Origin of the sequence: Rhizobium sp. NZLR1 (assembly GCF_017357385.1) — a bacterium.
Lineage (GTDB): Bacteria > Pseudomonadota > Alphaproteobacteria > Rhizobiales > Rhizobiaceae > Rhizobium.
This window is the reverse complement of record NZ_CP071632.1, coordinates 2,820,960-2,840,702: the sequence shown is the minus strand read 5'-3', so window position 1 is coordinate 2,840,702 and position 19,743 is coordinate 2,820,960. Positions and strand designations below refer to the sequence as shown.

Below are 19,743 nucleotides of genomic sequence, written 5' to 3'. Positions count from 1 at the left end.
CGCTGCTCATCCTTGAGGTGCGGAGCCCGCAGGGCGGAGCCTCGAAGGACACGCGGCGGCACTGCTCCGCATCAATATTGCCGCCGCGCCGAGCGCCCGCCTCGTCCTTCGAGGCTCCTTCGGGGCACCTCAGGATGAGGCTCTCTTGGGGGGCGCCGGGGCTGGCGGAAAAGGGCAGGATGCGGAAGCTTTGCCGACCAGGTGAATGCTATCGGCTCGATGTCTGACGCCCACTCTCGCTCTATTCCCGCGCCATCGCCCGCCAGGCGACCGGCGGGATGGCGAAGGCGCGGGAGAAGGCGCGGTTGAAGGCGGCTTCGATGGCGTAGCCGGCATCATTCAGGTTTGCGGACTTGCCGCAGGCGCGGGGAGAGCCAAACGCCTATTCTTGCGCTCGGCAATATACTTGTGAGATTGTATCGATATACATGCGATACTGCATGATGCAGGTAGCATGGGGGCTTCGATGACATCCGTGAGGGTCAATGAGCTGATATCGGTGACGGGACAGCCCGCTGCCGCGGGCTTTGCCGCTTTTGCGGCAAACGGCTTTGCCGGCGTCATCAATGCCCGGCCGGATGGCGAGGAGCCGGGGCAGCCTGGCAATGCCGCGGAAAAGGCTGCTGCTGCTGCCGCGGGGCTCGCCTACAGCTTCGTGCCGGTGAAAGGGGCCGAGATCACCGAGGCCGATATCCGCGCTTTCCAGATGGCGATGACGCAGGCGAAGGGGCCGGTCGTTGCTCATTGCAAGAGCGGCACACGGGCGCTGACGCTCTATGTGCTGGGAGAGGTGCTCGACGGGCGGATGCAGCCCGGAGAGGTCGAGGTCTTCGGCCAAAGACTCGGCTTCGATCTTGCCGGCGCACGCCGCTGGCTGGAAAAGCGGGCTGGGCAGGCGGCTGGTGTGAAGGCTTTCTTCGAGCCCCGCAGCTGCAGCGTGCAATATGTCGTTTCAGACCCGGTGACAAAACGCTGTGCCATCATCGACCCGGTGCTCGATTTCGACGAGATGTCGGGCGCGACGGGAACGGCGAATGCCGACGCCATCCTCGCTCATATTGACAGCGAGGGGCTGACGGTCGCGTGGATCCTCGACACGCATCCGCATGCCGATCATTTCTCCGCCGCGCATTACCTCAAGAGAAAGACCGGCGCGCCGACGGCGATCGGCGCCCATGTCACCGACGTCCAGGTGCTCTGGAAGGAGATCTACAACTTGCCGGCACTCGAAACCGACGGCTCGCAGTGGGACCGGCTGTTTGCCGATGGCGACACCTTCGAGATCGGTGGGCTTGAAGCCCGTGTGATGTTTTCGCCCGGCCATACGCTTGCTTCGGTGACCTATCTGATCGGCGATGCCGCCTTCGTGCACGACACCGTATTTACGCCGGATTCCGGCACGGCGCGCACGGATTTCCCCGGCGGCAGCGCCAGCGCCCTCTGGCACTCGATCCAGGTCATCCTGTCGCTGCCCGATGAGACCCGGCTCTTTTCCGGCCACGACTATCAGCCCGGCGGACGCCACGCGCGCTGGGAAAGCAAGGTGGCCGCCCAGAAAAACGGTAACCCGCATATATCAGGCATCGACGAGGCCGGCTTTGTGGCGCTGCGCCAGGCGCGCGACCGCACGCTGCCGAAGCCGAAACTGATGTTGCACGCGCTACAGGTGAATATTCGGGGAGGCAGATTGCCGGAGCCGGAGGGAAATGGGCGGCGGTATCTGAAGATACCGCTGGATGCGTTGTAGCAAGAAGTAGCGTGCGGCGTGCTTCGAGGTTTCGCCCTCTCGGGCTGCGCACATCAGCATCAGGGACGTTGGCGGATGCCGCGCTCACGACAGCGGGAACGGGAGAAAGCGGCGCCAACGCTCAAGAGAGCCTCATCCTGAGGAGGCGAGGATGCAGGTATTACACCGGCCAACAGGCCCCCTACGTTCCGTCTCTATTTTTCACCCGCACGAACCCAATCCTCCGCAATAGGCATTGACGTCTTGCGGGCAGGCGACGTAACTGGGGGCGACGGTTCCCTGAAGATGACTCCAAGGGGATTAATAGGGAACACGGTAAGGACGACCCAGCAGGGACCGAGACCGTGGCTGCCCCCGCAACTGTATGCGGATTGTCGATCATCTCAGGTGTGGCCAGCGACTGGCCATCTCTGAAGGGCTTATAGCCCTGCCACTGCGAGATATCGCGGGAAGGCGGATGAACCGACGGATATCCGCAAGCCAGGAGACCTGCCGTCAATCACGATCCAATCAACCGGGCGGGGATGCCCGGACAAGGAACAGACATGATTGACCTTCTGAACCTTCGCCGAATTTCGGCATGCATCCGTCTCGATTGGGCCTCCTGCGGTTAGCGCACGTATCACCGTGCCTTCGGCCGCGGGTGCGGCATAACCATGCTTTTTCTCTTCAATCGAGGTTTTTCATGCGCCAGATTCTCGCCACCATGACATTTGCCTTCGGGCTGATCGGCCTTGCGGCACCGAGCCTTGCCGCCACCCAATATCCTTTGACCATCACCAATTGCGGTCAGCAGGTGACGTTCCAGAAGGCGCCGTCGAAGATCGTTTCGATCGGCCAGGGCATGACTGAAATTCTCTTCTCGCTCGACCTTGCCGAGAAGATTGCTGGTACGGCCGTCTGGGTCGGTCCCGTCCTGCCGCAATATGCCGAGGCTAACAGCAAGATAAAGCGTCTCGCCGACAATGATCCGAGCTTCGAATCCGTTGTTGGGCGGGAGCCCGACCTGGTGGCGGCCGAGTTCGAATGGCATGTCGGCGCGCAGGGCTCCGTCGGCAAGCGGGAGCAGTTCCAGGATCTCGGGATCAATACCTATCTCGCGCCGGCCGATTGCGTCGCCAAGGTCAACACCGATGGCGGCGACGGTGTGCGCAAGGAGCTGTTCACGATGGAGCTGGTCTACCGTGAGATCGCCGAGCTCTCGGAGATCTTCGACGTGAAGGAGCGCGGCGATGCGCTGATTTCCAAGTTGAAGAAGCGCGAGGCGGATGCCGTCGCGTCGATATCAGGCGCATCGGGCAAGAACCTGCCCATCGTCTTCTGGTTCTCCAGCAAGCAAGTCAATGGCGATGCTTTCATCGCTGGCAAGAACAGCGCGCCTGCCTATATCCTGAAGGCGATCGGCGCCAGGAATGTCGTGACAACCGAAGAGGAATGGCCGCTGGTTGGCTGGGAAACCATTTCTCAGGCGAACCCGGCGGTTATCGTGTTGGCGACCATGGACCGGCGCCGCTACGCCGCCGACGATCCGAAGGTCAAGATCGATTTTCTCGAGAACGACCCGGTGACCAAGGAGCTTGACGCGGTCAAGAACGAGCACTTCGTGATGATGGACGCGCAATCGATGAACCCGACGATCCGTACGATCGACGGCATCGAGACCTTGGCGAACGGCATCAAGTCCTTCGGTCTCTCGCAGTGAAGGCAATGTCGGTCAGACAACACGGATGGTGGGCGCTTGGCGCGCTCACCATTTCTGCCTTTCTGCTTCTCGGGCTGATGATCAGTCTCGCTGTTTCGATCGGGGAGATCGCGATCCCGCTAGCGACCACGGCGGAGGCGGTGTCGAACCGGCTGTTCGGCACGGATTTCGAGCTCAGCCGCATCCACCAGGGCATCGTCTGGGATTATCGGCTGAGCCGGGCGCTGGTTGCGGCCAGCGCCGGCGCGTCGCTCTCGCTCTGTGGCGCCGTGCTGCAGGCGCTGCTGCGCAATCCGCTGGCCGAACCCTACGTGCTCGGCATCTCTGCCGGCGCCTCGACGGGAGCGGTCTGCGTGATGATCCTCGGCTTCGGCTACGGTGTTTTCGGCCTGTCGAGCGGCGCCTTCATCGGCGCGGTCATCGCCTTTCTGCTGATCGGCTTCCTTGCGACGGGTGCGGGGGGAACCGGCGAGCGCATCATCCTTTGCGGCGTCGCCGGCTCGCAGCTCTTCAATGCGCTGACCTCCTACATAGTGACGACATCGGCGAATGCCGAGCAGGCGCGCGGCATCCTGTTCTGGCTTCTGGGGTCGCTCAGCGGCGTGCGCTGGCCGGATGTCTATCTCTCGGTGCCGATCGCGCTTGCCGGCTTCGTCATCTGCATGGCCCATGTCAGGGCGCTCGACGCCTTCTCCTTCGGCACGGATGCGGCGGCCTCGCTCGGCATTGCCGTGCGCCGCGTCCAGATCCTGCTGTTCGGCCTGACGGCGGCGATGACGGCAAGCGTCGTCAGCGTGGTGGGCTCGATTGGCTTCGTCGGCCTCGTCATTCCGCATGCCGCCCGCTTTCTCGTCGGGCCGGGCCATCGGCGGCTGCTGCCGGCAACGGCGCTCGGCGGCGCAATCTACATGGTCGGCGCCGATATCGTCTCGCGCATCATCATCCCGCAGCAGGTCCTGCCGATCGGCGTCGTCACGGCGCTCTTCGGCGCGCCGGCCTTCGCCGTCATCCTCTATCGCGTCCGGAGGAGTGCATGAGCATTACCATCGATGCGGTGAGTTTCGCCGCCGGCGACACGGTCATCGTCAACGGCGTCAGCCTGACGGTGGCAAAGGGCAAGGTGCTCGGTCTGCTCGGGCCGAACGGCTCCGGCAAATCGAGCCTGCTCAGGCTGATCTGCCGGCTGCGGAAGGTCCGCAGTGGCGTCATCCGGCTGGGCGAAGACGATATCGCCTCGCTGTCACGCGCAGCCCTTGCGCGGCGCATCGCCTTCGTCGAGCAACAGTCGACGACCGATACGCAGCTGACGGTGCGCGACGCGGTGCGGCTCGGCCGCACGCCACATCGCGGGCTGCTCTCGCCCTGGGGCGCGGAGGACGATGCCGCGGTCGATGAGGCCTTGTTACGGGTCGACATGGGGGAGCGGGCGGGCCAGCTCTGGCAGACGCTGTCGGGCGGCGAGCGCCAGCGTGTCCATATCGCGCGGTCGCTGGCGCAGGCGCCGAGCGAGTTGTTGCTCGACGAGCCGACCAATCATCTCGATATCCAGCATCAGCTCGACATTCTCCAACTGATCTCGAAACTCGGCATCACCTGCATCGTCGCGCTGCACGATCTCAACCTGGCGGCGATGTTCTGCGACAGCCTGGCGGTGCTTCAGAAGGGCGAGGTCGTCGCCTCGGGCGCACCGGAGCATGTGCTGACGGAGGATATGATCGCCCGTGTTTTCGGCGTTCGCGCCCATGTCCAGAAATCGGCCGTGCATGGCCGGCATCATATCCAATACGTCATGGATTGAGCGGCTGGGAATTCGTTCTCAGGGAGAGGCTTACTGGCATTTTTCCAGGACTGGCGTATGATTTCCTGGGGCGCGCGCGCCCGGTCGAACGGAGTTTCGCGATGCTCGAAAGAAATCAGTTTCCCCTGCGCCCGGTCGTTCCCGGTTTCGCGGTCGCCTGGGTCGTCATCATTTCAGGTGCTAGCGTCGCTCTCAGCCTGCTTTTTGCCTGCGTGACGCCCTTCGTGGCCTTGGCGGCGGTGTCAGCGGTCATTCTTCCTCGGCGGATGGCGGTGACGGCGGTTTTGCTGGCCTGGCTCGCCAACCAGATGGTCGGATATCTCCTGCTCGGTTATCCCCAGACTTGGGACAGTTATGCCTGGGGCTTGGCGATCGGTATCGCTGCAATCGCATCTCTGGCGGCAGCGCTCGGAGTGCTTCGTCTCGCGGCGGACCTTGCCGTCACCGCGGCTGGCGCCTTCATGGCCGGCTTCGTTGCCTATGAAGGCGTACTCTTTGCCGCAACGGCGGTGCTTCCGTCAGGCGAGAGCGCGTTTTCGGCGTCGGTCGTGGCAAATGTCCTGCTGATCAATTCTATCGCTGCGATCGGGCTCATCTGCCTTCATGCCGGCGCGGCGGGTGGCCGTGCGCTGGTTGCAAGACAGCCGGGACCGGCGCTGTCTTAGGCCTCTGATTTCATGCACGTCGTTCGGCCAAAACCGCTGCGCAGTTGTTTCGGCCGACCTTTACAGGCCTCGAAGGGCGAGGTGGGTGCGCCAGCGGAAGGAGCAGCGCTGCAGCGCGTCCTTCGAGGCTTCGCCCTGTGGGCTACGCGCATCAGGATGAGGGGCGTTGGAGGTTTCCGCGCCCAGGCTTCGGGGATGCCGGGGGTTTGCTCTTGCTATTCCACCGCGGCAGTCACTGCAGGCGCCAATACGCCAAAGTCCAAGAGCCTCATCCCATAGAGGCTTGTCGTTATATCCGCCAACCGCTATCTGGTGCTGACCCAGGCGGACCCGCCGAAAACGACAAGGCCTTTCATGATCCCCAATTTTCTCGTCACCCATTCCGGTGGCTTCCATGCCGACGAATTGCTGTCGAGCGTCATCCTGACCCGGCTTTTCCCGCAGGCGCGCATCGTCCGCAGCCGGGCGCCGGAATGGATCACGCCGGGCAAAGACCGGATCATCTACGATGTCGGCGGCGTCTACGACCCCGATGCCGGGATATTCGATCACCACCAGCGCGGCGCGCCGTTGCGCGACGATGGCCAGCCTTACAGCTCGTTCGGCTTGATCTGGAAGCATTACGGCCGTGATTATCTCGCAGCCTCCGGCCTTCCCGAAACACATGTCGATGTGGTGCATGGCTCTTTCGATGCCGGCTTCGTGCTGCCGATCGATCTGACCGACAACGGTGCGCTCAGCCCCTCGGGACCGCTGGCGGGGCTAACGCTGCCGGCGCTGCTGGAGACCCTGAAACCGGTTTTCGACGAAGCGGACCCCGAGGCAGACGATCGCGCCTTCCATGCGGCTCTTGCCATTGCCCGCAGTTTCGTTGAGGCGAGGATCGCCCAGAGTGCCGCAAAACTGCGGGCCGAGGCGATGGTGCATCGGGCGATCGAGGCTGCGGGGCAAGGGCGTGTTCTGGAATTGCCAAGAGGAATGCCCTTCCGTCCCGCCATCGTCAAGGCCGGCGCCGATCACCTGCTGTTCGTCGTCCACCCGCGCGAAAAAGATTGGTGCGTGACCGGCATCCGCCGTGCCGAGCAGGGTTTCGAGCTCAGGGCCGATCTGCCGGCAGCCTGGGCCGGTCTTGCTAATGGAGAGTTGGAGGCGGTTTGCGGCATAGAGGGTGCGACCTTCTGCCACAACGGCCGCTTCATCGCCGCCGCCAGAACCCGCGAGGCGACGCTTGCCATGGCCGAGTTGGCGGTAAAGGAAGCGCTCTCGATCGGGGAGTAGTCAAAAAGGGCGTCAGCTGGCGTGGCAGTTATCCGCGTCGGGTCCACCTGGTATCAGAGGCGTTCAGGTGACCCAAATGTGGAAGCGATTGACTTGCATCCGCGAAGGACTAAGCTTTGGGCCATAACAACCACCACCCACACGCGAGAGATAATGGACGGTGTGAGTGGCTGGCGACCTTGAGGAGGATGAGGTTTGCCATGGATTACCGTGTTGTTCTGCTGATTGGTGCAGCTGTGACTGCCCTTTTCCCTGCTGTCGGCGGGGCGCAGGAGGGTGATGCGACGGCGGGCGCCACCGTTTTCAAAAAATGTGCGACCTGTCATATCGCCGAGTCCGATACGAACAAGGTCGGCCCGTCGCTGAACAAGCTGTTTGGCAGGAAGGCGGGAACGCATCCTGATTTCGCCTATTCGGCCGGCATGAAGGCGGCAGGCGAAGGCGGTCTCGTCTGGGACGAGACGGTGCTGCGTGACTATCTGCACAATCCGAGAGCGAAGGTGAAGGGCACGAAGATGGCGTTTGTCGGCCTGAAGGACGACCAGGAGATCACCGATCTCATCGCCTATCTCAAGCAATATTCCCAGTGAGGTTGAATACTCCAAATGACGGGTCGCGGCCGACGGCGCATGCCTAAATTGCCGTAATTGCCGATATTTTCTATCTGTGCGATAATAAACACGGACTTTCTGCGGAATGCGGTTTCACGGTCAACCTGCTCGAGGAGGAGCGGAAATGGCTGTCGTGCTGATCCTCGTCCTGATTGTCGTCGGCTCGGTGCTGTTCCATGTGCTGAGCCCGTGGTGGTGGACGCCGATCGCGTCCAACTGGACCTATATCGACAGTACCCTCGTCATCACCTTCTGGATCACCGGCACCGTTTTCGTAGCGGTGATTTCGTTCATGGCCTACTGCGTGTTCCGCTTCCGCCACAAGCCCGGCAACCGGGCGCATTATGAGCCTGAAAACCGTCGGCTGGAATTGCTGTTGGCAGGGGGAACGGCGGTCGGCGTCGCGGCGATGCTGGCGCCCGGCCTCATTGTGTGGAACCAGTTCATCACGGTGCCCGCCGATGCCGCATCGGTCGAGGTCGTCAGCCAGCAGTGGCTGTGGAGCTTCCGCCTGCCGGGCGCGGACGGAAAGCTTGGCCGTGCGGAGACGCGCAACGTCACTCCTGACAATCCGCTCGGCCTCGACAAGAACGACGCAAGCGGCCTCGACGACGTCATCATCGAGGGCGGTGAGCTGCATCTGCCGATCGGCAAGCCGGTGCACATATTGCTGCGCTCCGTCGATGTGCTCCACGATTTCTACGTGCCGGAATTCCGCGCCAAGATGGACATGATCCCCGGCATGATCACCTATTTCTGGCTGACGCCGACGCGGACTGGGACCTTCGAGATCCTCTGTGCCGAACTCTGCGGCGTCGGCCACCCGCAAATGCGCGGCACCGTCGTCGTCGACGACGACGCGGACTACCAGACCTGGCTCGGGCAGCAACAGACTTTCACCCAGCTTACGGCGTCATCGGGAGAGCCGCCGCAGGCAAACTGACTTCGGCGCAGCCGCCGGAGCCGCTTGATGGCTCAGTTAACCGGCGGGGAAAGGGAAGAGAGATCATGGTCGAGATTCCATCCGGCAGCATTCCATCCGCCGAAGTCGAGGATGTCGAGCTTTACCATCCGAGAAGCTGGTGGACGAAATATGTGTTCAGCCAGGATGCCAAGATCATCGCCGTGCAATATTCGATCACCGCCATCTCGATCGGCCTGGTGGCGTTGGTACTCTCCTGGCTGATGCGGCTGCAGCTTGCTTTCCCCGGCCATTTCGCCTTCATCGACGCCGATCACTATTACCAGTTCATCACGATGCACGGCATGATCATGGTGATCTATCTGCTGACCGCGCTGTTTCTCGGCGGCTTCGGCAACTACCTCATTCCGCTGATGGTCGGCGCGCGCGACATGGTATTCCCCTACGCGAACATGCTGAGCTATTGGATCTATCTGCTCGCGGTGCTGATCCTGGTTGCGGGCTTTTTCGCCCCCGGCGGTCCGACCGGGGCTGGATGGACGCTTTATCCGCCGCAATCCGTTCTCTCCGGCACGCCCGGCGGCAAGGACTGGGGCATCCTGCTGATGCTCTCCTCGCTGATCGTCTTCATCATCGGCTTCACCATGGGCGGCCTGAATTATGTGGTGACCGTGCTGCAGGGGCGGGCGCGGGGGATGACGCTGATGCGGATGCCGCTCACCGTCTGGGGCATCTTCACCGCCACCGTGATGGCGCTCTTGGCCTTTCCCGCGCTCTTTGTCGCCTGCGTCATGATGCTGTTCGACCGCGTGCTCGGCACCAGCTTCTTCATGCCCGCCATCGTCGAAATGGGCACGCAACTGCAGCATAGCGGCGGCAGCCCGATCCTGTTCCAGCACCTGTTCTGGTTCTTCGGGCACCCCGAAGTCTATATCGTCGCGCTACCTGCCTTCGGCATCGTCTCGGACCTGATCAGCACGCATGCGCGCAAGAACATCTTCGGCTATCGCATGATGGTCTGGGCGATCGTCATCATCGGCGCGCTCAGCTTCGTCGTCTGGGCGCACCATATGTATGTCAGCGGCATGAACCCGGCCTTCGGCTTCTTCTTCGCCACCACGACGCTGATTATCGCTGTCCCGACGGCGATCAAGGTCTACAACTGGGTGCTGACGCTGTGGCGCGGCGACATCCATCTGACGCTGCCGATGCTCTTTGCGCTCGCCTTCATCGTTACCTTCGTCAATGGCGGCCTGACCGGTCTGTTCCTCGGCAATGTCGTCGTCGACGTGCCGCTGTCGGATACGATGTTCGTCGTCGCGCATTTCCACATGGTCATGGGTGTGGCGCCGATCCTCGTCATCTTCGGGGCGATCTATCACTGGTATCCGAAGGTGACGGGACGCATGCTGAACGAGGCGCTCGGCCAGATCCACTTCTGGATCACCTTCCTCGGCACCTATGCGATCTTCTTTCCGATGCATTATCTCGGCCTGCTCGGCGTGCCGCGTCGCTACTACGAGCTCGGGGAGACGGCCTTCGTTCCACCTTCGGCCCATACGCTGAACATCTTCATCACGGTCATGGCGCTGATCGTCGGGGCCGGGCAGATGGTCTTCCTGTTCAATCTGGTCTGGAGCCTTTTCCGGGGCAGGGAGGCCGGCGGCAATCCATGGCGGGCAACGACGCTCGAATGGCAGACGCCGCAGACGCCGCCGGCGCACGGCAACTGGGGCAAGGACCTGCCTGTCGTCTACCGCTGGGCCTATGATTACAGCGTGCCAGGGGCGGCCGAGGATTTCATCCCGCAGAATGTGCCGGCAAGCGATGGCATCACCCGGGAGGTGCCGGCATGAACGTCATCCTGCTCTTCCTTGCCGCAGTCGGCGCCATCATCTTCTGGTGGCTTTCCGGGCAGCGGCTGACCTCGAAGCCCTGGCTGGAAGCCGGATCCATGCAACTGCCGGATCATCATAGCGCCGATCGGCCACCCGTGCCGGCGGTGAAAATCGGCCTGTTCGTGTTTCTCGGCGTCGTCGGCGCGCTCTTCAGCCTTGCTGTCAGCGCCTATTTCATGCGCATGGCGTCGGCGGACTGGTGGGGGATGCCGGTTCCGCGCCTGCTCTGGGTGAACACGGCAGCACTTGCCTTGAGCAGTGCCGCGCTGCAATGGGCCAAACGAGAAGCGCGGCACGGCCGCATGGAAGCCCTGCGGCCAGCGCTTGTGACGGGACTTGCGCTTGCGGTCTTCTTCCTCGTCGGACAAATCCAGGCTTGGCGGGAACTGACTGCAGCCGGCTACGTGCTTGCCGACAATCCCGCCAACAGCTTCTTCTACATGCTGACCGGCCTGCACGGACTGCATATCCTCGGTGGGCTTGCCGTGCTCTCGCACACGACCGTCAGGGCATTCTCAACCGACGTCGCGCCGGACAGGCTACGCCTCAGCGTCGATCTTTCCGCCATCTATTCGCATTTCATGCTCGCCGTCTGGCTGTTGCTCTTTGCCCTCTTTGCCGGGTGGGCGAATGATTTCGTCGATCTCTGCCGCACATTGCTGAAATAGGGGCTGAAATAGGGGCTGAAATAGGGGCTGAACCAGGGGCCGAACTAGGAGGTTGCAGATGGCACAGACTATCGAGACGCACGGCGAGCCGGACCTCAGGCCGGTCGGTCTGCGCGGTATCGCCGCCGATTTCAGCTCGGATCAGCGCGCCTTCAAGACGGCGTCCTGGGGTAAGGCGATGATGTGGATCTTTCTCCTCAGCGACACCTTCGTCTTCGGCTGTTTTCTGATCGCCTATATGACCGCCCGTATGTCGACGCCGGTCGCATGGCCCAATCCGAGCGAGGTTTTCGCGCTCCATATCGGGGGCGAGGATGTTCCGCTGATTCTGATCGCAATCATGACCTTCGTGCTGATCTCAAGCAGCGGCACCATGGCGATGGCGGTCAATTTCGGCTATCGCCGCGACCGCCACAAGACGGCGATGCTGATGCTGCTGACCGCACTTCTCGGAGCATGTTTTGTCGGCATGCAGGCCTTCGAATGGACCAAGCTGATCACCGAAGGCGTGCGCCCCTGGGAGAACCCGTGGGGGGCAGCACAGTTCGGATCGACATTCTTCATGATCACCGGCTTTCACGGCACCCACGTCACGATCGGCGTCATCTTCCTCCTCATCGTCGCCCGCAAGGTCTGGCGGGGCGATTTCGACGAGGAGCGCCGCGGCTTCTTCACCAGCCGGAGAGGGCGCTACGAGGCCGTCGAGATCATGGGCCTCTACTGGCACTTCGTCGACCTGGTCTGGGTCTTCATCTTCGCGTTTTTTTATCTGTGGTGAGGTCGTCATGAACGAGACAACGGCGCATGCACACACCCAAACGGCGCATGCACAAACACCGCATTCACAAGCCCCGGGACAGCAGCACCCGATCCGGCTCTATCTCTTCGTCTGGGGCCTGCTCTTCGTGCTCAGCGCCTGTTCCTACATGGTCGATTATCTCGGCATCCAGAGCTATCTCAGGTGGACGCTGATCCTTGTGTTCATGATGCTGAAGGCCGGGCTGATCGTCGCCATCTTCATGCACATGGCCTGGGAACGGCTGGCGCTGGTCTACGCCATTCTGCTGCCGCCGGTGCTGGTGCTGGTTTTCGTCGCGCTGATGGTATCGGAGGCGGACTATACGATTTTCACCCGGCTCGCCTTCTTTGGGGCTGGGCCGTAGATATCGGTCATCGGTTCCGAATTTTTATCGAATAGACTATTTCAACCGGAAGCAATTATGGCCGAGATTTTGCTGTTCCACCACGCACAAGGGCTGACCCCTGGAGTGCGCGCCTTCGCCGACGAGATCAGGGCAGCCGGCCACATCGTGCACACGCCTGATCTGTTCGACGGACGCATATTCCACAGCATCGAGGAGGGGCTTGCCCATATTGGCGAGATCGGCTTCGACGCCATCAGGGAGCGCGGCGTCCGGGTCGCCGACCAACTGCCTCCCGAACTGGTCTATGCCGGGTTCTCCTTCGGGGTGCTGCCGGCGCAGAAGCTGGCACAAACACGGCGGGGCGCCCGCGGGGCCCTGCTTTTTTACTCCTGCCTGCCGATCAGCGGCGAATGGGCTTTTGGACCTTGGCCGGACGGCGTTGCGGTGCAGATCCATGGTATGGACAACGATCCGATCTTTGTCGGCGAGGGTGACGTCGACGCCGCCCGCGAGATCGTGGCGAAGGTCGAGGACGCAGAGCTTTTCCTCTATCCCGGCGATCAGCACTATTTCGCCGACAGTTCGCTGCCATCCTATGACGCGGATGCGACTGCGCTCCTCACCACCCGCGTGCTTGAGTTCCTGCATCGCCTCTGATCCTGGCGTCGGCCCTGTCGTAGGTGTGACCTCCGGGAGGTCAGACATCTTCGTCGGCGCACGCATGGAGAGGCGATGCTCGGGCGATTGAACGGCCCCATCCCGGCGTCACCCTGTCGCTCATCGAGCAATCAATCCGCATGCAGCAGCGGCGAGGCCTTCAGCGTCCCGACGATGTGGTCGATGAAGGCGCGAACGCGATGGGGGATGGGGCCACCGGCAACGTGGACGGCGTGAATCAGTTCCAAGTCTCCCGGGTTGCAATCCTCCAGCAAGGCGACAAGGCTTCCCTCGGCAATTTCGGCCGCAACGTGGAACCGGCCGAGACGGGCGATGCCAGCGCCGGCAAGCGCCATCTGCTTCATCGTCTCGCCGTTGTTGACCACAAGGCTTCCCGACACCGGCTGTTCGATATCCTTGCCGTCGCAGCGGAAGGGCCATGACGGCCGGGCGCGGCGGAAGCTGAAGGTCAGGCAGTCGTGATGTTCGAGATCGGCCGGGATCTGCGGCCGCGTCTTCAGCGCAAGGTAGGATGGCGAGGCGCAGACGACGCGCCGGGACTGGCCGAGCTTGCGGGCGATCAGGCCGCTATCCGGAAGGTTTCCCATGCGAATGGCAACGTCGGTCTTCTCAGCGACCAGATCGACGATGCCGTCGGTGAGGCTCAGCTCGACGATGAGATCGGGGTTGCGGGCGACGAAATCAGGCATGGCGGGTGCGACGAACATAGTTCCGAGGGGCACGGTGACGCTGACGCGCAGCCGGCCGCGAACAGCGCCGCCCGCCGCTTCCTGATCGGCGTCGTTCAGATCCTGCAGGATTCTGAGTGCGGCGCGATGATAGGCTTCGCCTTCCTCCGTCAACGTCAGGGCGCGCGTGGTGCGCAGCAACAGGCGCGTTCCGAGCCGTGCTTCCAGGCGGGCGATCAGTTTGCTGACGGCGGACGGAGTGATTTCGAGGCTGCGGGCTGCGGCCGAAAAGCCGCCCTCCTGGACCACGCGGGCAAAGACTTCCATCTCGCCTGAACGCTCCATCAGAACGCGCATCATTGAGGAACCTCGTTCACAGGTGCATGTCCATTTCAGGCAATAGTTCTTTGTCTTCTCAGATCATAAATTGGTCCAGAACGCAATTTGGAGACCTCATGATGGACTTGAAACTGACTGACAGGACTGCACTCGTCACCGGCGGCACCGCCGGCATCGGGCTGGAAATCGCCCGCGCGCTGGCCGCCGAAGGCGTACGTGTTATCATCACCGGCCGCGACCGGAGCAAGCTCGACACTGCCATCGCCGATATCACGGCATCGGGCGCCAAGGGCGTCAGCGGGATTTTGGCCGATGCCGGTACCGGTGAGGGGGTTGCCGAGATCGCCAAGGCGGCACCCTCCATCGATGTCCTGGTCAACAATCTCGGCATCTATGAAAGCAAAGCATTCAACGACATCAGCGATGCCGACTGGAGCCATCTCTTCGAAGTCAATGTGATGAGCGGCGTGCGCCTGTCACGCATCTATTTGCCCGGCATGCTGGAGCGGAACTGGGGCCGGATCATCTTCATCTCGAGCGAATCCGCGCTCGCCATCCCGCAGGATATGATCCATTACGCCACCACCAAGACAGCGCAGCTTTCGATTTCACGTGGATTGGCACAGTTGACGCGCGGCACCAACGTCACCGTCAATTCGGTGCTGCCCGGGCCGACCCGATCCGACGGCATCGAAGCCTTCCTGCGCGGCCAGGCGAGCGATCCTTCCGCGCCCATCAAGCAGATCGAGGCCGAATTCTTCGCAACCGCACGCTCCGCCTCGATCCTGCAGCGCATGGTGGAGGCCGAGGAAGTGGCAAGCCTGGTCGCTTATCTCGCGAGCCCCCGTTCGTCTGCTACCAATGGCGCGGCGCTCCGGGCCGAAGGCGGCCTCGTCAACACCATCGCATAAGGGATGGTGTGACCGATACACTGCTGACGATCACCGCCGTCACCTTTGCCGAACGGAGCAAGGAGGCGGCCGTGGCCGCGGCCGGATTGCTGACGAGCACAGGATGAGCGCGGAGAGGCGGAGCCAAAAATCCCTACCTAAAACGTGATGGAGGTCGCTTCGGGCGAGGATCTCGGCAATGATGACCATCTATTCGCCACGATCCTATCAGGCCATGCTGTTTATTCCGCTTCCCTTCGCCGTTGCCCTTCTGCTGCTTGTCCTCTTCGTTACCGTCCTCAGGCAGGACGAGGAGGCGGCGCCGAACCGGCCGTTTCTGGCGCTTATCCTGCTCGCCGCGCTGCAATCCGTGCTCTCCGGCTTGCGCTGGGGCTATGGGGTGCAGACGGTGGGGATGGTCGCGCCGGTGATCGCGGCGATAGTGCCGCCGCTCGCCTATGCCGGGGTTTCCCGGCTGGTCCGGACGAGCCGGCGGCCGCTGCCGGTGCGGATTGCGCTGCATGCCGTGCCCGCCGTCGTTATCCTGCTTCTGACGGCTTTCTGGCGGGATGCGATCGATATCGCGCTGGTGCTTGTTTTCGTCGGTTATGCCCTGGTCATCCTGCTTCTGATGCGCCCTGGCGCAGATGCGCTGCGGCTGGCGCCCTTCGAAGGGGCGGTGCCGGCCTATCGGGCGATCATCTTTACGGCCGCCGCCCTGTGTCTCTCGGCCGCGGTCGATACCTTCGTCTTCCTCGACCTTACCTCGGCACACAGCGAGCGCGCGCTGACGCTGATCAGTATAGGAAATCTCGCCGTCCTCGTCATCCTCAGTATCGCGGCCGCCGTCGCCAGCCGAAGCCGGGCGCCTGCCGAGACGGTGGAGACAGCCCTGCGGCCGGAGACGAGCGAGGATAAGGAGACGATCGCTGCGGTCGATGCGCTGATGGAGGCAAGGAAACTCTATCGCGACGCCAATCTCAATCTCGACCGGCTGGCCCGCAAGGCCGGCATCCCGGCGCGGCAGATTTCGGCGGCGATCAACCGGGCAATGGACAAGAACGTCTCGCAATATGTCAACGACTACAGGATCGGCGAGGCCTGCCGGCTGCTCGCCGCCACCGAGAAACCGGTGACCGAGGTAATGTTCGAGGTCGGCTTCCAGACCAAATCCAATTTCAACCGCGAATTCCGCCGGGTGACTGATATGACGCCGCTGGCATGGCGGCAGCGGAAGGGGTGAGAGGATGTTCAGCCTGAGCCGACGAGTTCCAGGCCGCCTCTAGGGAAGCGATGGCGGCTGCCGGTGAGCCGACCGCGACCTCTCTCCGCCCTCATCCTGAGGCGCCCCGCAGGGGCCGCGAAGGACGAGGCCGGCCACTCCCACGTACACAATCGCGATCGAGGACTCCCTGGATCGTGTTCCAGGTCGCGATTTCTGCCGGGTCGGCGATGTTTGCCGGCATGAACACCACATCCGAACATGACCGAGACCTTGCCGCCAAGCTCAGATCGCTTTCGATCGAGCCCGCGGCCTTCGAGACAGAGCCGCCGAAGCCTCATGCCCGGCGGCGCACGACCCCTGGCGCAATGCTCGTCATTGCGGCGGCGGCATCGCTGGCGGCGGTTCTTTCCAATGGATCCGAGGCGCTGCAGCGAATCGAGACCGCGCTTGCGGGGTTTTCGGGCAGCGACCTTGGGATATCCGCCGATGGGGTGGAGGCGCCAGCCAGGCGCGGTGCCGCCGTTGAGGGGGTACGGACTCCGATCGAGGATGGAGCGAAGGGCACGACTGCTTCGACCCGGGAAATCACCGGCTCCGGTTATGTCACCGCACTCGTTATCACCACCGTTTTTTCCAAATATGAGGGCCGGATTGTCGCGGTCGGGGTGGAGGCGGGCGATAGCGTCGTCGCGGGGCAGGTGCTGGTGCGGCTCGACGATGCCGGCGCGGGCTTTTCGCTTCGGGGCGTGGAGATTGCCGGGCGGGCGGCGGCATTGGCACTTGATGCGAGGAATATCGAACTAGCGCAGGCGCGGTCGTCGCTTGCGCGCGCAGGGCGGCTCGCCCGACGTGATGCGATGTCGGCGCAGGCGCTGGAGGAGGCGGGGACAGCTGTCGACCGGGCCGAGAATGCAGCCCAGCAGGCAAGACAGGATGTCAAAAAAGCGGAACTCGAGATCGACAAGGCGCGTGAGCAGGTGGAGGCGCTGACTGTGCGTGCGCCGATCTCCGGCACTGTCACGCGGCTCGACGCGCATGTCGGCGACACGGTGCTGTCGCGCGAGGACAGCGTGCGGGAGGATGAAAGCCTGCTCGTCATTACCGATATGGCGAGCCTGGTCATCGATGCCGATGTGGCCGAAGCCAATATCGCGCTGATGCGGCCGGGCTTGTCAGGCGAGGCGGTGCTCGACGGCTTTCCCGGCCAGCCCTTTGAGGTCGAGGTGTCGAAGATCGCGCCTGTCATTTCGCGGGAGAAGGGGACGGTGACGCTGCGCCTGTCGCTGGCGTCTCCGCCGCCAGGCATGCGGCCTGCCATGGCTGCGCTCATCCGGCTGGTGGTGGGTGAGGGGGCGGATGTGGGTGCGTCGGCGGGTGGTGCCCATCACTCGCCCCCGTCCTTCGAGGCTCCGGCCTTTGGCCTGCGCACCTCAGGATGAGGGCTGATTGGGGTGCCGGCGGGGCTCCGCCTTCGGCCTCAGTGCCGCAGAATGAGGGCGGGTTGGCGCGCCGTCTGGCCGGGGATGATTGCTGTGCTGGGTAGCTGCGGCTTGCGGCGCGGCAAACCGCGACTTCTCTCCGACCTCATCCTGAGGTGCCCCACAGGGGCCTCAAAGGACGAGGGCGGCCACCGGTTACCGGCCACGGATCAACGAAGCACCAAGGAGCAGAGCATGACCGACATTCAAGACCCATATATCGCGCTTGCCGGCGTCAAGAAGGCGTTCAGGATCGGGGCGAAGACCATACCGATCTTCTCGGGGCTCGACCTTTCCATTCCGCGCGGCGATTTCGTTGCGGTGATGGGGCCGTCGGGTTCGGGGAAATCGACGCTGCTGAATTTGCTTGGCGGCATCGACAGCCCCGATGCCGGCGAGATCCGCATCGGGCGCAGCCATCTCGAGCAGATGGGCGAGGGTGCAAGAGCCGCCTGGCGGGCGCACAGCATGGGCATCGTCTTCCAATTCTACAATCTGCTGCCGATGCTGAATGCGGCGGAGAATATCGAGCTGCCGCTGCTGCTCAAGCCGCTGGGGCGCAAGGAGCGGCGGGCGCGCGTCGATACGGTCATGGATCTCGTCGGGCTTACCGGGCGGCAGCGGCAGTTTCCGTCGAGTATGTCGGGCGGGCAGCAGCAGCGCGTCGGCATTGCGCGCGCCATCGTCTCCGATCCCGATCTCATTCTCTGCGACGAGCCGACCGGCGATCTCGACCGGAAATCGGCGAATGATATCCTCGAGATGCTGGGCCTCCTCAATCGCGAGCTTCGGAAGACCATCATCATGGTCACGCATGATCCCGAGGCCGCCGCCTTTGCCCGGCGCACGCTGCATCTCAACAAGGGCGAATTCGTCGAGGGGGAAAGCCGATGACCTTCGTCGAGCTCATGCGGCGCAATGCCTGGCGCAAACGGCTACGCGCCGTTTTGCTGATGTTTTCGGTCGGCATCGCCTTCCTGATCTACGGGCTGACGGCGAGTTTCGTCACCGGCAGCCAGAGCGCGGCCGGCGCCAGCGACAATCTGCTCGGCGTCTTCAACAAATCAGGCCGGGGGCTGCCGCTGCCTTTTGCTTATCTCAACCGAATCGCCGCGGAGGGTGATGTCGCGGCCGTCGCCTATACGGCGCGCATGCGAGGCTTCGTCGAGGTCGAGAAGAATGTCGTGGCCGTCAGCGCGGTCGATCCGCAGGCGATTGCCGCCGCCAATGGCGCCGAACTCGGGTTGACGCCAGAGCTGATCGCGGCGCTGGAAGAGGGTCGCGACCGGGTGCTCGTCGGCAGGGCATTGGCTGAGGCGCAGGGCTGGTCGGTCGGCCAGCGCATCGGCGTCACCAGCCAGATCATGAAGGCCGACGGCAGCCGGAACTGGAGCTTCACCATATCAGGCATCTTCGAGGGTTCTGATGCCGGCACCGACACCTATTTCATGCTCGCTCGCTACGACATGGTCAATGCCGCCCGCGCGCGCGACAAGGATACCGTCGACGCCTTCGTGGTGCGCCCGCGCGAAGGTGTCGCCTCGGGCCTGTTGGCGGCGCGCATCGATGCGCTCTTTGCCAATTCGGCGGCGCAGACCCGGACGCAATCGGAAAAGCAGTTCCTCGAAGCGTTTCTGCGGCAATTCGCCGATGTCGGGCTGATCGTCAGCCTCGTCGTCGGCGCCGCCTTCGTGACGATCCTGATGATATCGGTCAACACCATGCTCTTCGCCATCAGGGAGCGCCGCTTCGAGATCGGCGTGATGAAGGTGCTCGGCTTTTCTCGCGGGGCGATCATGGCGCTCATTCTCGGCGAGACGCTGTTCATCTTCGCCGTCGGTGGCGCCGGTGGGCTCCTCCTCGCCAAGCTCGCAACTTTCTCCATCGGGCCGGAATTCGGCCTCGTCTTCAGCTTTGAGGTACTGCTCAAGTCCGCCGCGATCATTGTGGGGCTTGGCTTGCTGACCGGGCTGTTGCCGGCCCTGAACGCCATGCGCCTGCCAATCGTCAACGCCTTCAGAATGAGATAAT

19 protein-coding genes and 1 riboswitch are annotated in these 19,743 nt (G+C 63.0%); of the genes, 18 read left to right on the top strand and 1 reads right to left on the bottom strand.

Features of this window, described 5'->3' with window-relative positions; genetic code table 11:
- Positions 1-466: 466 nt before the first annotated feature.
- From blh to J3O30_RS14125, 13 genes are all read left to right on the top strand, one after another.
- The gene (gene blh, locus J3O30_RS14185) at positions 467-1,747 is read left to right on the top strand and encodes a bifunctional sulfur transferase/dioxygenase Blh (protein WP_207580940.1); all 1,281 of its coding nucleotides are present in this window, start codon (positions 467-469) and stop codon (positions 1,745-1,747) included.
- A gap of 255 nt (positions 1,748-2,002) precedes the next feature.
- A riboswitch (cobalamin riboswitch) is annotated at positions 2,003-2,259 on the top strand.
- A gap of 173 nt (positions 2,260-2,432) precedes the next feature.
- On the top strand, positions 2,433-3,449 hold the full coding sequence (locus J3O30_RS14180) for an ABC transporter substrate-binding protein (protein WP_207580939.1): 1,017 nt from the start codon (positions 2,433-2,435) through the stop codon (positions 3,447-3,449).
- A 5-nt stretch (positions 3,450-3,454) separates the two neighbouring features.
- Entirely contained in the window at positions 3,455-4,486 is a 1,032-nt protein-coding gene (locus J3O30_RS14175) for an iron ABC transporter permease (protein ID WP_207580938.1), read from the top strand.
- Positions 4,483-5,247 carry an ABC transporter ATP-binding protein gene (locus J3O30_RS14170; protein WP_207580937.1) on the top strand — a complete coding sequence of 255 codons (765 nt, stop codon included), beginning with the start codon at positions 4,483-4,485 and terminating at the stop codon, positions 5,245-5,247. The genes J3O30_RS14175 and J3O30_RS14170 overlap by 4 nt, the downstream gene beginning before the upstream one ends.
- Positions 5,248-5,348: 101 nt before the next feature.
- On the top strand, positions 5,349-5,912 hold the full coding sequence (locus tag J3O30_RS14165; protein WP_207580936.1) for a hypothetical protein: 564 nt from the start codon (positions 5,349-5,351) through the stop codon (positions 5,910-5,912).
- Positions 5,913-6,266: 354 nt separating this feature from the next.
- Positions 6,267-7,190 (top strand): MYG1 family protein, encoded by a 924-nt coding sequence (locus J3O30_RS14160; RefSeq protein WP_207580935.1) that lies wholly within the window; start codon positions 6,267-6,269, stop codon positions 7,188-7,190.
- Positions 7,191-7,390: 200 nt separating this feature from the next.
- Positions 7,391-7,780 (top strand): cytochrome c family protein, encoded by a 390-nt coding sequence (locus tag J3O30_RS14155; protein ID WP_207580934.1) that lies wholly within the window; start codon positions 7,391-7,393, stop codon positions 7,778-7,780.
- 145 nt (positions 7,781-7,925) lie between these two features.
- Positions 7,926-8,744: a cytochrome c oxidase subunit II gene (locus J3O30_RS14150; protein ID WP_207580933.1), complete on the top strand. Its 819-nt coding sequence runs from the start codon at positions 7,926-7,928 to the stop codon at positions 8,742-8,744.
- Between the two features lie 65 nt (positions 8,745-8,809).
- Positions 8,810-10,579, top strand: coding sequence for a cytochrome c oxidase subunit I (gene ctaD / locus J3O30_RS14145; RefSeq protein WP_207580932.1), 1,770 nt, complete (start codon positions 8,810-8,812; stop codon positions 10,577-10,579).
- Positions 10,576-11,289 (top strand): cytochrome c oxidase subunit 3, encoded by a 714-nt coding sequence (locus J3O30_RS14140; protein ID WP_207580931.1) that lies wholly within the window; start codon positions 10,576-10,578, stop codon positions 11,287-11,289. The genes ctaD and J3O30_RS14140 overlap by 4 nt, the downstream gene beginning before the upstream one ends.
- A 58-nt stretch (positions 11,290-11,347) precedes the next feature.
- The gene (locus J3O30_RS14135; protein WP_207580930.1) at positions 11,348-12,067 is read left to right on the top strand and encodes a heme-copper oxidase subunit III family protein; all 720 of its coding nucleotides are present in this window, start codon (positions 11,348-11,350) and stop codon (positions 12,065-12,067) included.
- A gap of 7 nt (positions 12,068-12,074) precedes the next feature.
- The gene (locus J3O30_RS14130; protein ID WP_207580929.1) at positions 12,075-12,452 is read left to right on the top strand and encodes a cytochrome C oxidase subunit IV family protein; all 378 of its coding nucleotides are present in this window, start codon (positions 12,075-12,077) and stop codon (positions 12,450-12,452) included.
- A 57-nt stretch (positions 12,453-12,509) separates the two neighbouring features.
- On the top strand, positions 12,510-13,091 hold the full coding sequence (locus tag J3O30_RS14125) for a dienelactone hydrolase family protein (RefSeq protein ID WP_207580928.1): 582 nt from the start codon (positions 12,510-12,512) through the stop codon (positions 13,089-13,091).
- Positions 13,092-13,222: 131 nt separating this feature from the next.
- On the opposite strand, the gene J3O30_RS14120 is transcribed toward J3O30_RS14125, so the two are convergent.
- Positions 13,223-14,140 carry a LysR family transcriptional regulator gene (locus J3O30_RS14120; protein WP_207580927.1) on the bottom strand — a complete coding sequence of 306 codons (918 nt, stop codon included), beginning with the start codon at positions 14,138-14,140 and terminating at the stop codon, positions 13,223-13,225.
- Positions 14,141-14,238: 98 nt separating this feature from the next.
- Here J3O30_RS14120 and J3O30_RS14115 point away from each other — a divergent pair, with 98 nt between their 5' ends.
- The 5 genes from J3O30_RS14115 (at position 14,239) to J3O30_RS14095 (ending at position 19,742) form a co-directional block, all read left to right on the top strand.
- Positions 14,239-15,030: an SDR family oxidoreductase gene (locus J3O30_RS14115; RefSeq protein ID WP_207584334.1), complete on the top strand. Its 792-nt coding sequence runs from the start codon at positions 14,239-14,241 to the stop codon at positions 15,028-15,030.
- Positions 15,031-15,208: 178 nt separating this feature from the next.
- Positions 15,209-16,252 carry an AraC family transcriptional regulator gene (locus tag J3O30_RS14110; RefSeq protein WP_207580926.1) on the top strand — a complete coding sequence of 348 codons (1,044 nt, stop codon included), beginning with the start codon at positions 15,209-15,211 and terminating at the stop codon, positions 16,250-16,252.
- 176 nt (positions 16,253-16,428) lie between these two features.
- On the top strand, positions 16,429-17,673 hold the full coding sequence (locus tag J3O30_RS14105; protein ID WP_207580925.1) for an efflux RND transporter periplasmic adaptor subunit: 1,245 nt from the start codon (positions 16,429-16,431) through the stop codon (positions 17,671-17,673).
- A 234-nt stretch (positions 17,674-17,907) separates the two neighbouring features.
- A complete protein-coding gene (locus tag J3O30_RS14100; RefSeq protein ID WP_207580924.1) occupies positions 17,908-18,606 on the top strand; it encodes an ABC transporter ATP-binding protein in 699 nt (232 codons plus the stop codon).
- Positions 18,603-19,742, top strand: a complete 1,140-nt coding sequence (locus J3O30_RS14095) for an FtsX-like permease family protein (RefSeq protein ID WP_207580923.1) — start codon at positions 18,603-18,605, stop codon at positions 19,740-19,742. Before J3O30_RS14100 ends, J3O30_RS14095 begins: the two co-directional genes overlap by 4 nt.
- Position 19,743: the final 1 nt, after the last annotated feature.